The organism is Paenibacillus sp. FSL W8-0426 (genome assembly GCF_037969725.1).
Taxonomy (GTDB): domain Bacteria; phylum Bacillota; class Bacilli; order Paenibacillales; family Paenibacillaceae; genus Paenibacillus; species Paenibacillus hubeiensis.
Genome location: NZ_CP150203.1, coordinates 6561820 through 6575089 on the forward strand (window position 1 = coordinate 6561820; position 13270 = coordinate 6575089).

At 54.3% G+C, this 13270-nt stretch carries 14 protein-coding genes; all 14 read right to left on the reverse strand.

Annotation, left to right across the window (positions count from 1 at the left end; genetic code table 11):
- Positions 1-60 precede the first annotated feature (60 nt).
- Positions 61-939: an AraC family transcriptional regulator gene (locus MKY59_RS29640; RefSeq protein ID WP_339278499.1), complete on the reverse strand. Its 879-nt coding sequence runs from the start codon at positions 937-939 to the stop codon at positions 61-63.
- Between the two features lie 197 nt (positions 940-1136).
- Positions 1137-2543: an MATE family efflux transporter gene (locus MKY59_RS29645; protein WP_236413315.1), complete on the reverse strand. Its 1407-nt coding sequence runs from the start codon at positions 2541-2543 to the stop codon at positions 1137-1139.
- 249 nt (positions 2544-2792) lie between these two features.
- A complete protein-coding gene (locus MKY59_RS29650; RefSeq protein WP_339275157.1) occupies positions 2793-3620 on the reverse strand; it encodes a carbohydrate ABC transporter permease in 828 nt (275 codons plus the stop codon).
- On the reverse strand, positions 3620-4486 hold the full coding sequence (locus MKY59_RS29655; RefSeq protein ID WP_236413319.1) for a sugar ABC transporter permease: 867 nt from the start codon (positions 4484-4486) through the stop codon (positions 3620-3622). Before MKY59_RS29655 ends, MKY59_RS29650 begins: the two co-directional genes overlap by 1 nt.
- 31 nt (positions 4487-4517) lie before the next feature.
- Complete coding sequence (locus MKY59_RS29660; RefSeq protein ID WP_339275158.1) at positions 4518-5759, reverse strand: extracellular solute-binding protein; 1242 nt, start codon at positions 5757-5759, stop codon at positions 4518-4520.
- A gap of 340 nt (positions 5760-6099) precedes the next feature.
- Positions 6100-6582, reverse strand: a complete 483-nt coding sequence (gene lspA / locus MKY59_RS29665; protein ID WP_236413324.1) for a signal peptidase II — start codon at positions 6580-6582, stop codon at positions 6100-6102.
- 187 nt (positions 6583-6769) lie between these two features.
- Positions 6770-7717: a nucleoside hydrolase gene (locus MKY59_RS29670; RefSeq protein WP_236413326.1), complete on the reverse strand. Its 948-nt coding sequence runs from the start codon at positions 7715-7717 to the stop codon at positions 6770-6772.
- A 49-nt stretch (positions 7718-7766) separates the two neighbouring features.
- Positions 7767-8171: a DUF350 domain-containing protein gene (locus tag MKY59_RS29675; protein ID WP_236413327.1), complete on the reverse strand. Its 405-nt coding sequence runs from the start codon at positions 8169-8171 to the stop codon at positions 7767-7769.
- A 30-nt stretch (positions 8172-8201) separates the two neighbouring features.
- On the reverse strand, positions 8202-9584 hold the full coding sequence (locus MKY59_RS29680; protein WP_339275161.1) for a glutathionylspermidine synthase family protein: 1383 nt from the start codon (positions 9582-9584) through the stop codon (positions 8202-8204).
- 5 nt (positions 9585-9589) lie between these two features.
- The gene (locus tag MKY59_RS29685) at positions 9590-9877 is read right to left on the reverse strand and encodes a hypothetical protein (RefSeq protein ID WP_339275163.1); all 288 of its coding nucleotides are present in this window, start codon (positions 9875-9877) and stop codon (positions 9590-9592) included.
- Positions 9877-10311, reverse strand: coding sequence for a hypothetical protein (locus MKY59_RS29690; RefSeq protein WP_236413330.1), 435 nt, complete (start codon positions 10309-10311; stop codon positions 9877-9879). The genes MKY59_RS29685 and MKY59_RS29690 overlap by 1 nt, the downstream gene beginning before the upstream one ends.
- 354 nt (positions 10312-10665) lie before the next feature.
- A complete protein-coding gene (locus MKY59_RS29695; protein WP_339275165.1) occupies positions 10666-12627 on the reverse strand; it encodes an ABC-F family ATP-binding cassette domain-containing protein in 1962 nt (653 codons plus the stop codon).
- Between the two features lie 102 nt (positions 12628-12729).
- The gene (locus tag MKY59_RS29700; protein WP_236413332.1) at positions 12730-12891 is read right to left on the reverse strand and encodes a hypothetical protein; all 162 of its coding nucleotides are present in this window, start codon (positions 12889-12891) and stop codon (positions 12730-12732) included.
- 72 nt (positions 12892-12963) lie between these two features.
- Positions 12964-13251, reverse strand: coding sequence for a hypothetical protein (locus tag MKY59_RS29705; RefSeq protein WP_236413333.1), 288 nt, complete (start codon positions 13249-13251; stop codon positions 12964-12966).
- Between the last annotated feature and the right edge of the window lie 19 nt (positions 13252-13270).

The following is a 13270-nucleotide window of genomic DNA, read 5'->3' on the forward strand; positions in this document are numbered from 1 at the left end:
CTTCATGACCCTCGTTATCCAGCTGCCCGCATGTATTGCATACACGTACGAATTCTATCCCTATTCCTCAAAAGACAAATTCGTCGGTTCATCCAGCATCTCGTACTCCATGCTCATGTGCGTAAGCGGTGTGCTCGGATCGACCTCCTCGAAGCGGAAGCTGTCCACCCATACCTTGCCCGGGCCGCTCAGAATCACGCCAAACGATATGACGGCGCTGCCTTCGGGCACGTCCAGCACGATGCTGTACTGGTTCCATGGCTGCGTGCCGAGAATCGCACGATCATGCATGTTATCGAACTGCAGCACATCCTGCGCATGATTGTCCACGCGCATCCACAGGCTCGCAAATCCCTCTACCTTCTCGGTCCTCACGAAGCCCGTCAGCTTCATCCGCTTGCCGATGTACTTGTCCGCCTTGAACTGCTGCATCATCGTGGCAAATTCACCATCCCCCATCGGTGTCACCGCTTTTAAATATCCCGACGATGTCCCCTGGTGGACTACGGTCGGATCGATGCCCATCTCGTAATTTTGCGGATTGCTGCCTGTCAGTATCCAGCCTTTTACCTTCGTTGATTGGTTCATGCTTATTTCTCCTCCTCTGGTTCTGAATTTGAACAATTTCAGATCGAACAGCTTGCGAAATCGCCCTGGCGGCATGCCATATATCTTTTTGAACGCACGGGTGAACGCTTCCTGACTCTCGAATCCGCACTCGAACGAAATGTCCAGAATGCCCATGTCGGTACTTCTCAGCAGCGTGGACGCCTGGCTCATTCGGCGGTGGCGAATGTAATCCGTTACCGTCATGCCTACTTCCTTCCGGAATACACGGTGATAATGGTACGGCGACAGCCCCGCTTCAGCGGCAATCTCCTCAAGCCCGAGCGGCTCATGCAGCCGGGTTTCGATCAAATACAGACTTTGTCCGATCATGGTGCTATAACGGCTCAAGCTTGTAACAGCCCCCTTCCATATCCTTACTATACGGGAAGGCACGTTTCACGTTTTGATCATTTTTGCGGAAAATGAAACAAGGAACAGGGTTCCACCCTCAACAAAAAACCGACCAAAGGAACGTTATTCCCTTGATCGGTGATGGTTGATCGCTAACTATCGCAGCGTCCGCTGTCCTAAACGGCAGGAACGGTCTGCGGAACATTTTCATCCTCGTCATGGTCCACAAGTCCATGCTTCTCCCATTTGCGGCTTTTCCAGCGGAAAAACATGATGAAGGCTCGCGTCCACTCGTCTGCGGCAATCGCCAGCCAGATCCCCGCAAGGCCCATGTTAAGCTGGAATACGAGCAGGTAACCGAGCGGCAAGCTCAGGCACACCATGGAGACCAGACCGATGTACACCGGAAACTTTGCATCCCCGGCAGCCCGCAGCGAGTTGATGATGACGATATTGGTCGTGCGCCCGGTTTCCAGCACAATGCTCAGCAGGATCACCTGCGCCGCAATGCGGATGACCTCCGGATTGTCCGTGAATATGCCCACGAGCGGCACACGGAAGGTGATGACCACCAAGTCGACCGCGATGGTGGCGATCATTGCCCATTTTACGCTTTTCCAAACGCGTTGGTAGGCACTCTCATGATCCTTTGCCCCGACGAACCGGCCGACCATGATCGCCGTACCCATGCCAATCGCCATGCTGAACAGGTAAATGTACGATGAAATGTTCGACGCATATTGGCGGGAAGCCAGCGCTTCCGCACCCAGAAACGTGGCGTAAAACAGGAAAACGAGCTGGCAAGAATGGTACATGATCTGCTCTACGGCAGAAGGAATGCCGATTTTCAAAATTTTCGCCACATAGTTTTTCGTGAATTGCAGGTAGAACTTGAATTCAACCCGTACTTCCGTAACCCGGTACAGCAGCCAGAAGAACAGGAGCAGGCACGTAAAACGGCTGATGACCGTCGAGATGGCCGCGCCCTCTACGCCCAGCGCCGGAGCGCCGAAATGGCCGAAGATCAGGATGTAGTTCAGAATGACGTGCATTACGTTCATCAGAACGGATACGTACATCGTTTCTTTCGTAAACCCGTACGTACGGATGATAGCGGCAAGCGAGTTGATCAATGCCTGCAGGAAAATAGCTCCCCCGACGATGTGCATGTACGACTTGGCGTACACAAGCACCTCGCCCTGCACGTTCATCTTTTCGAGCAGCAGTCCGCCAAACAGCAGGAACGCTCCGCTCAGCACTAAACCGATCAGAAGGTTAAGCGTAATCGCCATGCCCGTAATTTTGGACGCTTCAAGAAATTTCTTCGAACCGATATATTGGGCAACAACAATCGCTGCTCCGTTACCGATCACTTCGAGAATCAGGATGGCGATCGAGATAATCTGGTTGGACGCCCCGATCCCCGACACCGCATTGTCCGACACTGAACTGATCATTAGCGTATCGACCGTGCCCATCAGCATAAACAAAAATACTTCCAAAAAAATCGGCCAGGTCAACGCAAACAGATTCATTGATTTGCCTTGCTGCGGTGTCCCGGTCTCCGTAACGGCTGCACTCATGATGTCACCTCTTTAATTCCGTTTAAATGTTGGTCTTTCACTAATGACGACGCTGCAACAGTTAAAGATACTTATACAAACAAGGGGTATATTAGCACAACCTTTCTGAAAAAGCATCCGCTTTTACGAAAATAAATATTTTTATTTCAATAATATTGAAAATGTTTGAAAAAGCGCAGAAAAAGCCTGGACACATCTCATCCAGGCTTGCTTTGACAGCGTCGGTTTTTCCCAACGACGCCTATATATTTATTTTACAGACCCTTGCGTAACCCCGGTAATGATCCATTTCTGCGCGAACAGATAGATGATGATCATCGGCAGCAGCGCCAGCAGGTATGACGCAAACGCCAGGTTAAAGTCGGTGTTGAACTGTCCTTGGAACACGTATTGCACGAGCGGCAGCGTATATTGCTTGGGATCGCTGATAATGATCAGCGGCAGCAGGAAGTCGTTGTACGTCGACAGGCAGGTCAGAATGCCCACCGTTGCGCTGATCGGCGCCATGAGCGGAAAGATGATCCGCCAGAACGTGCCCCAGGTGGTCGCACCGTCCACGAATGCCGCTTCCTCCAAAGCCACCGGAATGGACTTAATGTAACCGACATATACGAACACGTTGAATGCCAGTCCATAAACCGTGTGCAGGAAGGTCAGGCCCACCAGGTTTGTCATATCCAGCGAGGACGTCAGTTTGACGATCGGCAGCATGATAATCGGAAACGGAATGAACATCGCGCTGACGAAGTAGTAATACAGCCCTTTGAAAAATTTTCGTTTCTCCATGTTCCGCGCGATGGCGTAAGCCACCATCGAGTTCGTAAGCAGCGTGAGAATGACGGTGGATGCCGTCACCATGGCACTGTTGCGGAACGCTTGGAAGAAGTTCGTCATGTCGATGGCGCTGGCGAAGTTCTCCCAGTGCAGCTCCGTCGGAAACGCAAAGACCGATTGGGCCATTTGCTCCGGATTTTTGAGCGCAATGGTCACCGTCATATAGAGCGGAAAGAGAATAAACAGCGTGCAGACAGCCACGATCAGCATGACCGGCCAGTTGGTGCGATTGCGGGTTCTCATCACAGATCCATCTCCCTTCTTTGCAGGAACCGGATTTGCAGAATCGAGATCACCGCAATGACGATGAAATAAATGACCGAGTTCGCTGACTGATATGCGTATTCGCCGCCTTCGAATCCTCCCGTATAGATCAGGTGCGAGATCGACTGCGTCGCCCGGCCTGGTCCGCCGTTCGTGAGCGCGACGATCTGGTCGAACACCATGAGCGAGTTTTTCATCGCCAGCACCATATTGATCGTGAAGAACGGGGCAATCAGCGGGAAGGTGATGCTCCAGAATTCGCGCCATTTCCCGGCACCGTCAAGGTTGGACGCCTCATATAGCGTACTCGGGATCGTCTGCAGTCCGGCTAAATACAGAATCGTGTTGAGCGCGACCGATTGCCATACCGCCACGATGACGATCCCGATCCAAGCCATGCTTTCGCTGCCCAGAATATTCGTCGATAATGCGTTGATGCCCAGGTTCTGGCCCCAGATCGGGAACACGTTCGAAAACAGGTAATTGAATATGTAACCTACGATCAGCACGCTCAGAATGTTCGGCAGAAAGTAGATGCCCCGGAAAAAGTTGCGGAACTTGATCTTTGCATTCAGGCCGAGGGCAATCAGCAGGCTGAGGACGTTCGTCAGGATCGTGACCACGATCGCGAACTTAAACGTGAACCAGTATGCATGGCCCACATTATCGTCCTGGAAAAGATAGAAATAATTTTTGAATCCGACGAAATCGTAGCTTTTGCCGAATCCGTTATAGTTCGTGAAGGAATAATAGATCCCCTGGAGGGCCGGCAGCGTCATGAACACAAAAAACAATACCACCGCCGGGACCGTCATCCAGTAAAAGGGTGCGATACGTCTGTTCATACTCCATCCTCCTTACGCAGCGTATCCCGGCTTAACGCCGGTTCGCCACCTTGTCCCATTCTTTGTCGAGTGTGTCGAGATATCGGTCGATGTCTTGGTTCTGCAAAAAGGACTGCACGATGGAATTCAGCTGCACCGCAGCCGGAATGTAGTGGTCCGCAAAATCGATGACCTTGCCCTGCTCGATGTATGGCATGAGCTCCTGCACGGCCGGATCGTCCTGCTTGACGCCCTTTACGGCGGAGAAGAGCGTTTGCTCGTCAATGTATTTGCCGATGTTTTCCGGTTTCAGCAGAAAAGCAATAAATTGCTCGGCCTGCTCCTTATGCGGCGTATCCGCCGAAATCGTGAACAGGGAATCGATGCCGTTCACCAGCTTGATTTGGCTCGGATCATTGCCCGTCGGGAAGGGGAAGAAACCGATGTCGACGTTGGGATTGGCTTTGCGGATCTCGGAAATCGCCCAGGTTCCCTGGATGTACATATAAGCCTCGCCGTTCGCGAATGCCCTGTTTCCGTCGGAATACCCCTTGCCGAAGTTGTCGCCATGGCCGTAATTCATCAGCCTCAGCTGCTTCTCGGCCACCTCCTGGTACTTTTCCTTAAAGGTCACCTTGTTCTCCCGGCGTTCCAGGAAAAAATCGATGCCCACCAGGTTCGGCGCCAGGGCGTTGAACGGCAGGTTCGTTTGCCAGTCGTCTTTATACGTAAAGTAAAACGGGATCTTTCCCGCATCCTTGATCTTTTGCGCGGTCGCGATCAGCTCGTCCCACGTTTTGGGAACGTCCAATCCCGTTTCTTTGAAGAGTGTCTTGTTGTACATGATGCCGTTGGCGTTGGTTGCGTAAGGGATGCCTGTCACCTTGTCCATACCCGTGACGTCCTTAAGCATTTGTATGTAATTCGGATCGATCGTTTCCAGCAGCGGGCTGTTCGTCAGGTCGGCGAATATGCCGCTTTGGGCCAAAATCGAGTACGTGTCCGTCGCACCCATCGCCATAATGTCGGGCACGTCGTTTTTGACGACCCGCGTCTTCAGCACCGTTTCTGCATCCGGCGGATTGATCTGGGTAACCTGAATATCGGGATGCGCCTCGTTAAACGCATTGATCAATTCGTCGAAGGTGCCCTTCGCTTCCGGTTTGTTCTGGAAAAACTCAAGCTGCACCTTGCCGCCGGCGGACTCCCCGCTTGATGTGCAGGCAGACAATAACGCAGCCAAGACGCCGCATAGCAGCATGATTCCGAGCGATTTGGTTAGCGTCTTTCTCATGTTGTACCTCCCTCGCCTTGTTGATATATGTACAGATATACCCACTCCGTACGTGAAATAACCATACCCTTAATCCAAGCAGGCACTCCAAGCATGGTGGTCCTTTACTTTTTATCTAAAACGGTTTCGATCCGTTGAACCAAATGGCATGGAGCCCTGTCCAGGATTCGGCAGCGTATTATGCCTTACGAGGGCGACCTTTCACGCATAACAAAAAACCGCGTCCCGTGAAAGGAGGTTTAATCCCTCATCCACGAAACACGGTATTTGTTTGAACAGCTTCTATGCAAAAGCAAACCTCACACGCTGCGGGAGCAGCCCCTCGCAGCGTTTTGATCCATTAAAATTTCGGCAGCGAGTTGCGCAAACGCTTCTCGCGGTAATTGCGGAAAGCGCGAACGAGCATGCCCAACACCAGCAGCACCACGCCAACGTTGATCGCAACGTCCGCCAGATTGAGAATGCCGCGTCCGGAAGGAAAGACGAGAAAGTCCGTCACCTTCCCATATACGAAGCGGTCGATGGCATTGCCCAGCGCGCCGCCAACCATGAACCCGGCCCCCGCATTCATCAGCAGGCCGCGAATTTCTCCCTTTTTCCGGTAATACAGCACACCTGCCACGAACAGAATGGCAATGATGCCGAACAATCTGGCATTCCCCTGAAACATGCTGCCTGCCATGCCGCTATTCTCGTAATGGTGCAGCTGCATGCCGGAGTTCCCCAGCCGCATGTTCTCGCCAACCTCCATGTACATCCGAACCGCCAATTTGGTGCCCTGATCCACCAGAGTGACCAGCAGCGTTATAAAATAAAAAAGCATCGTCATGTTCCTCCTGCCATACTATCGCTATACTCAGCCATATATCCAACCGTCTCAATGTATCGTTAACAGCCGTACGTGTGCCTCTACTGTACCACAGCACCAAGCCTGAAACCAAACGGATTCTCCCTCAAAAAAGGAAAACCTACCCGAATGCCGCAGCATTGGATAGGTTCTTCTGCTTTTGTTATTTTATTGCGGAAAGCACGTCCAGCAGCATGGACTTGAATTTCGGCCGATCGATCGCCTCGCAGACGCGCACGTTCGGCTCTTTGCCGAAACGCCCGTTGATGTCCACGACGCTGTATCCGCGCGTCAACTCGCCTGCCGCTTCCACGTCGACGTAGTACTTGCCGGACTTCGTCATCACCGATTCGTCGGCAGCGACAGCCATGAGCAGCGTATCGGGATGCGTCGTTCCATTCAGCTTATGTACCGCCTTGTTGAATTGCATGACCACCTTGTTGATGGCCGTGAAAAATTGGCTGCCTGCCGTATCCAGCGCCGCGATTTCGGCATGATCATCGTCATCCATGACGGAATATTCGGTGCACATTTCCCAGCCGACCATCGTCATGGGAATGCCGGAATGCAGCACGATTTTGGCCGCTTCGGGATCCACGTAGAAGTTGTATTCCGCCGCCGGCGTAATGTTGCCGAGCGCATTGTTCGTGCCGCCCATGATGTACAGGTGGGCGATCTCCGGTACGATGGTCGGGTCCTTCTGGATCGCCATCGCGATGTTCGTCAGCGGCGCAATGGCCAGCAGCGAAATTTCGCCCGGGTTCGCGTGCACCTTCTCGATGATGAAATCGACCGCATGGCCGGTCTCGGGACGCTGCACCGCTTTCGGGAAATGAGCACCGCCCATGCCGTCGTCCCCATGGACGTCCTCTACCGTGCGATGTTGGGCTTTGCCGTATGCCAGCATCGGCCGTTCATGGCCTTTGTAGACCGGAACTTTGCCCCCTTTTCCCGCAACCTGCACGGTGTAAAGCGCATTTTCGACTTCCTGGTCGAACTGCACGTTGCCGCCGGTAATCGTAATGCCCTCCACCTGAAAATGATGCAATGCCGTCAGGATCGCAATCGTGTCGTCTCCTGCCGTATCCGTATCAATGATGACTTTTCTCATGCTGAATCTTCCTTTCCTTGATGTTCAACCATACCTTTTCTGGTTCATTTTACATCAAAAAAGTGCCAATGACGATGGAAACGCCGATGATGATCGAACGCAGCAGCTGAGCCACGGCCATATTGCCCTTGGCAATTTCGTCGCATACGCGCATTTTCGGAGTCAGGAAATCGAATATAATATAAACCAAGCACAGAATAATAATTCCCAATACCGACCAGATCAACATATCCAGCCAGGAATGCGTGGAGAAGGACACCATGCCCACGATAATGCACAGCCCGAGCAGCTTGCTTCCCATGTACATTCCCGCCGCCTCATTGCCTTTAGCGATCTCCTCGCTGTCGTTATAACGGGTCAGTCTGCTGAACGCAAAATACCCGCACACCAGCACCACCAGCAAAATGCCGATGCCTATCGCCACGTTCAGCAGGTTCACTCCCAAATTTTCCATTGCCGTTCATCCTCCTCATCATTCATCCGTTCATTTCACCAAGCTTACCGAAGCGGCGCAATAATAGGCCATATCCCCGGTCACCTTCTCGCCGATCCGCGGCAGCACGCCGGCAAACCGTCCGCCGATCACAAATACGCCTGTCAGCAGATAACCGCTGTACCGCCCGTCTTCGGTCGCCATTTGCGCCCGTTCCATCGGGGCTAATTGCTGATAGATCTTGGGCTGGTTATCATAATACGCCGCGATTTCCGCATCGTCTTCATCCGCGGCATCCCCTTTGCTTGCAATGCACTCCTGCTGACGTTCCTGCAAGAAAGGGATGTGTTCTGTTCCGTGATTGGCACTTCCCGATGCAGGCTCCTCTCCGATCAACGAGGTGCCCCGCCCCTCGCGGCCCCAATAACTTTTGGCCACGTACGGGATCGATTGCAGCTCAAAAGGCCCGGATTCGAAATACGTCGGCAGCAGGTATTTTGAGATCACGGCCAGCTCCGCATCGTCGAACAGCCTGAAGCCGCAATACTCCGGCGTCTGCTCATTGCGTTCGTAGAGCGACCAGATCGCCGCCATGAATCCCTTGCTCTGCATCAGCACATGCTGGGCAGGGTTCATCAGGCCGAGGCGGCCCTCCTGCACCAGCTCCAGCAAAGCTGCGCCGATGTCCACACCCGTTTCTTCGTCGCGATCATCGATCAGATATTCCAGCGGATAAAGCCGGTACAACAGGTCGATCCGGCGGCCCTGATGATAGAGCGCCTCGCCAGGAACGATCTCCAGCTCTTCCAGCGGCGCGTAATGCACGTCGTACCCGGCCTCCCGGCACCTGTCCATCAGATATTGCGTGTTGGTGCGATCCTCCAGGTGGTCGCCGAACGACGTAAACGTTACCGTTCCCGTTAGCCCGCGTCGCGCGTACTCCTCCAGCCAGCTGCGGAAGCAAAGGCGGATGCATTCGTCCATATCTGCGGAAGGCGAGGCCAGAGCGGCGCTGCCGTCCGCCATGCCGACCAGAATGCCCTCAAGCACGGCGGCTTCCGGAATGCCGGTAGGCGTATCCGTATTGTTTTCGATGCATTTGAAGCCAGCCTCGCCGATAATCCAGTCCTGACGGGTAATTCCCCCAAGCACCATCTCCATGCGGGCGGCCGGCACAAGTCCGGGATGGATACCCAACTGCTGCACCAGAAAGCTGTCCGGCATGTAGCGCTGGATGAAGCGCAGCACTTTGCCGTAAATGCCTTGTACAGCCTCGGCAGCAACGCGCAGCTCCCGCAGCTCGTCTTCGTTGTACACCGTCAGCGCAGGCACGCAATATTGCTTGCCGTACATGCGATGGTACGGAATGTGGCGCCCCGCTTCGCCTGCAAATACCTCCTCATGGCTGAAGGGCAGCTCATGAATCTGCCTCATGCCGCTTATCCCCCCGAACTGCCAAAGAAGCTGCCGAAGCCGCTCGATTTGGACTTGGAGCTTGAGCTGGATTTGCTGTAGCCGCTCGATTTGCTGGTGCTGGAGGAAGATCCTCCATAATAATAATGCCCGCTGCTGGAGTCGTATTCGCAACCCGTGTCATATTCGGGATCGCATTCGTCGTCGCTGCTGCAGCCGGACAATGCGGCCGGGACGGCCAGCATCAGCGAGAAGGCGATCAGCTTCGCGCGCGATCCGGCTTTGGGTGCATCGCTTCGACCTTCGTCTGCCATTACAGATCAACCTCCTTTACGAAAATAACGACTTTCCTGCGATCCGTATCCAATACCGAATACACGATCTCATAGGTAACGCCTTGGCGAACCAAGTAATGGTCCAGCAGCGCTTCCGCCAGTTCCATCGTGTACGACACGTTGGTACCGGGATCGAACTCCTGAAAAGCCCTTCCGTCCCAGCGCATGTATTCCGCACCGTACGTGGAGGACACCCTGCACATGGCAAGGGCAGCGTCCGCAATCGCCGCACCATACTCCGCAGGTTTCTGGCTCTCGTAATCCGCGACGTAGACGGCATGCTCCCGACCATCCTCGCATTCATTGGAGAGATGCGCCCACAGCCTGTTCTTCATCAGCGTAGCGTCGACCAGCTTGTGCACGAACAGCTCGTCGCGGGATAGCGACAACTGTTCCAATACGCCCGTTTCCATCCGCTTCTCATCCGACCAGTTCCGATAAGTCAATGCGTAATAAATAATGAGTCCTTCCCTTCTGTAAGCCCTGATGGAGCCGTTTCAAAATAATTACAAACGTATTTAACGCATGAGCAAGAAAAAAGTTACACACTTCTCCATGGAACTCAAAAAATCCCACCCTTGCGATAGACAAGGAAAATGCCGATCCAAGCCTGTTTAAAGAAATCACAATATCGTTTAGCGAAATTTTTTGATTATATTATCGCTCGGAATGTCCTGTACATTAGAATCCGTCCACTGCATACAAAAAGCGATGGCGACGCCATCGCTTTCCAGTCATTTCGCTGCCGATGGCAGCATCGGACCTGTCTACAACTCGGCCCAACGCGCCAGCAGCTCATTGTGCTCGGAGGAACAGCGCTCCCGCTCGCTCCAAAGTCGGGCGAGCTCCTCGGTATCCGCAAGGGATTCCATCTGCCGGTCGAATTCCTGCATCTCCGCCTCCAGCGCGGCGATCTGCCGTTCCAGCTGCTCGGCCGTCATTTCGGGCTTTCCGCTGCGCGATGAAGCTGCGCCAGAACCGGCATCCAAGCGGGATGCAGAGGGAGAGGCAGCGGTCCGCTCCGCATTACGGGCGGTTTTCCCCGGTCGCGCACCAACGTCTTTGCCTGAATGCTCCGCTTCTGCCCGGCGGTGCAGCTGCTCCGCCTTTTTCGTGCGGTAAGCTTCAAAGTCGCCGAGGTAGGCCGTCATCCGCCCGTTCTCCAGCTCCCATACGCGCGATGCCAGACGATTGACGAAATAACGGTCATGCGAGATCGCCAGCACGGTCCCATCGTAATCGGCGAGCGAATCTTCCAACGCTTCCCGGGACGCGATGTCCAGATGGTTGGTCGGTTCGTCCAGCAGCAGCACGTTCGGCTTCCGCTGCACAAGCAGAGCGAGCCGCAGCCGCGTCCATTCGCCGCCGGAGAGCTGCCCTACCGAACGGAAGACATCCGCTCCGTAGAACAGGTATCGCGCCAGAATGCCTCTTGCCTCCCCTTCCTCCACACCTGCCTCCAACCGGAAATGCTCCAACACGGTGAGCTTCGGATCGGCCGGCTCTTCCTGCTGGGCCAGGTATCCGACGTCCACCCGCGCCCCCCACTCCAGCTTGCCGGCACTAGGCTGCTCCTCGCCGAGCAGCAGCTTGAACAGCGTCGTTTTGCCGGAACCGTTGCGGCCGATCAAGGCGATTTTGTCGCCGTATTCAAGCAATCCGGACACGCCGTTCAAGATGGTGCGGCTGCCATAACATTTCTGCACGTCATCCAGCACGGCTACCCGCCGCCCTGTCCGATCTTCCGTGCGCATGTCGAAGTCGGCGTTGCGGCGCTCCAGCACGGGACGTTTCACCTTCTCCATCCGCTCCAGCGCTTTGCGCATGGAAGCCGCGCGGCGGAAAAATTTCTCGTTGCCGCCGATCCGGCCCCATTCTTCGAGCTGGCGGATCGTCTCCTTCATCTTTTTGATCACCTTCTGCTGTTCCTTGAATTCCTCGAACTGCTGCAGCAATCGACGCTCCTTGTCCTGCATGTAATCCGTATAACCGCCTGCCGACGCGTGCGCTTCCCCGTCTTCCAACTCAATGGTGCGCGTCACCACCCGGTCGAGGAAATAACGGTCATGGGAGATCAGAACGATGGTTCCGTCGTACTCCTTGAGGAATTCCTCAAGCCACTCGACCCGCTCCAGATCCAGATGGTTGGTCGGCTCATCCAGCAGCAGCAGGTCCGGCCTGACGATCAGCTGGGAAGCCAGCACGACGCGGGTCTGCTCCCCGCCGGACAAGTCTCCGAATGTCCAGCCGTAATGCTCCTTCGCAATGTCCAGCCCGTCTGCAACCTGGTCGATTCGCGCATCCATCTCGTATCCGCCTTGCCGCTCGAACTGCTCCTGCAGCGAGGCGTACCGTTTCAACAGCTTCTCCAGCTGGTCGGCATCCCCCGCGCAATCGGGGTCGGACATTTGCTGCTCCAGTTCCTTCATGCGGGCACGGCAGTCCGTCAGCTCGCGGAATCCGAGGCTCAGCACATCGAGCACCGTGTAATCGTCCAGTCCCTCAGGGATTTGGGCCACGTAGCCGATCTTCGTATCCCTTTTTATGGTCAGTTGTCCCTCATCGGGCTGTGCCAGCCGGGCAAGCAGCCGCATCAAGGTCGTCTTGCCGCTGCCGTTGCGGCCGATCAGGGCAACCTTGTCTCCTTCCATGATTTCAAACGTAATGCCGTCCAGCACCAGATGTGCTCCGTAATATTGGGTCAATTGTTGCGCGCTAATCATCATCATTGTTAGGTTCCTCCTATGGTATGGAAGAGCCCGACCGCAACACAAAAAGAGCCGCAGGAGGTTAGCTCCGCGGCCCTTCAGAATTCAAGCGCAAATTATCGCTTATCGTCCGAATGAGGTCAAGGCAGGCATCTTCTCGCTATGGTTAACTTCCGTATATTCAAAAATGGACAGACTTCTCCCGTTGTACGGAAAAGTATGAACAATGCCAGCCATAGCGATCGGCAGCTGGCTAATACGGTTGTTGACCATCTCGTGATTCACCTGTCTTCACCTCCTTGTCATAATTATTGCCAATATATCATAGCATCATGGCGAACTGCAAGCCCGATTTTTTCAGCGACCTGTTCTGCGCCGATGCGTTACAACCAGCGCAATCACCACGGACACGAAGGAAAGCAGTCCCGAAGCCAGAATGGACATGCCCATCAAGCCGTATCCAAGCCCGCTCCAGCCGCCGATGCGCGCACTGATCAGAATGATGGTACCCCCGCCCACGATCACGAATCCGGGCAAAACAAACTGAACCCACGTCAGCTTCCGACCCTGTAAACGATAGATGCTCCATCCGATCAGCAGTTGCACCGCGACCATCAGCAGCGTCCATAAGATCAGCACTCCCATACGTACTCCTCCTTGTTCG

Excerpts from the sequence above, each read along its gene's own strand:
- MKY59_RS29640 (WP_339278499.1), bottom strand. The coding sequence starts at position 939 with ATGATCGGACAAAGTCTGTATTTGATCGAAACCCGGCTGCATGAGCCG.
- MKY59_RS29680 (WP_339275161.1), bottom strand. The coding sequence starts at position 9,584 with ATGAGGCAGATTCATGAGCTGCCCTTCAGCCATGAGGAGGTATTTGCA.
- lspA (WP_236413324.1), bottom strand. The coding sequence starts at position 6,582 with ATGCTTTTTTATTTTATAACGCTGCTGGTCACTCTGGTGGATCAGGGC.
- MKY59_RS29670 (WP_236413326.1), bottom strand. The coding sequence starts at position 7,717 with ATGAGAAAAGTCATCATTGATACGGATACGGCAGGAGACGACACGATT.
- MKY59_RS29695 (WP_339275165.1), bottom strand. The coding sequence starts at position 12,627 with ATGATGATGATTAGCGCGCAACAATTGACCCAATATTACGGAGCACAT.
- MKY59_RS29660 (WP_339275158.1), bottom strand. The coding sequence starts at position 5,759 with ATGAGAAAGACGCTAACCAAATCGCTCGGAATCATGCTGCTATGCGGC.
- MKY59_RS29690 (WP_236413330.1), bottom strand. The coding sequence starts at position 10,311 with ATGGAAACGGGCGTATTGGAACAGTTGTCGCTATCCCGCGACGAGCTG.
- MKY59_RS29685 (WP_339275163.1), bottom strand. The coding sequence starts at position 9,877 with ATGGCAGACGAAGGTCGAAGCGATGCACCCAAAGCCGGATCGCGCGCG.
- MKY59_RS29645 (WP_236413315.1), bottom strand. The coding sequence starts at position 2,543 with ATGAGTGCAGCCGTTACGGAGACCGGGACACCGCAGCAAGGCAAATCA.
- MKY59_RS29650 (WP_339275157.1), bottom strand. The coding sequence starts at position 3,620 with ATGAGAACCCGCAATCGCACCAACTGGCCGGTCATGCTGATCGTGGCT.
- MKY59_RS29675 (WP_236413327.1), bottom strand. The coding sequence starts at position 8,171 with ATGGAAAATTTGGGAGTGAACCTGCTGAACGTGGCGATAGGCATCGGC.
- MKY59_RS29705 (WP_236413333.1), bottom strand. The coding sequence starts at position 13,251 with ATGGGAGTGCTGATCTTATGGACGCTGCTGATGGTCGCGGTGCAACTG.
- MKY59_RS29655 (WP_236413319.1), bottom strand. The coding sequence starts at position 4,486 with ATGAACAGACGTATCGCACCCTTTTACTGGATGACGGTCCCGGCGGTG.